Here is an 801-nt window from a genome sequence, read left to right on the forward strand (position 1 = left end):
CTCGCCGGCATAGACCATCAGTTGCTTGGCGATCTTGGTCGAACCGGTGAACACCAGGGTGTCGACATCCATGTGCAGTGCCAGCGCCTTGCCTACCGTGTGGCCATAGCCCGGCAGCACGTTCTCGCCGGCATAGACCATCAGTTGCTTGGCGATCTTGGTCGAACCGGTGAACACCAGGGTGTCGACATCCATGTGCAGTGCCAGCGCCTTGCCTACCGTGTGGCCATAGCCCGGCAGCACGTTGAACACGCCTTTCGGAAGCGGGGCCTCGACGGCCAACTGGGCGATGCGGATGGCGGTCAGCGGCGACTTCTCGGAGGGCTTGAGGATCACCGAGTTGCCGGTGGCCAGGGCCGGACCGAGTTTCCAGCAGGACATCAGCAGCGGGAAGTTCCACGGCACGATGGCGGCGACCACGCCGACCGGCTCGCGGGTCACCAGGCCCAGCTCGGCATGGGGAGTGGCGGCGACTTCGTCATAGATCTTGTCGATCGCCTCGGCGCTCCAGCGCAGGCTGTTGGCGGCGCTGGCGACGTCGATGTGCAGCGAGTCGCTGATCGGCTTGCCCATGTCCAGGGTTTCCAGCAGGGCCAGCTCCTCGGCGTTCTCCAGCAGCAGATCGGCGAAGCGGATCATCGTCTGCTTGCGCTTGGCCGGCGCCAGGCGCGACCAGGCGCCGGAATCGAAKGCATTGCGGGCGACCTTGACCGCCTGCTCGGCATCGGCCAGGTCGCAACTGGCGACCTTGGCCAGGAAGCGGCCATCCACCGGGCTCAGGCAATCGAAGGTCTCGCCGGA

The 801-nt window shown here is 65.8% G+C and carries 1 protein-coding gene; it reads right to left on the reverse strand.

Features of this window, described 5'->3' with window-relative positions; genetic code table 11:
• The coding region (locus FLO80_RS23615) for an aldehyde dehydrogenase family protein (RefSeq protein WP_149187121.1) at nucleotides 1-801 on the reverse strand (801 nt) is incomplete at both ends.

Origin of the sequence: Aquicoccus porphyridii (genome assembly GCF_008369105.1) — a bacterium.
Classification (GTDB): domain Bacteria; phylum Pseudomonadota; class Alphaproteobacteria; order Rhodobacterales; family Rhodobacteraceae; genus Aquicoccus; species Aquicoccus porphyridii.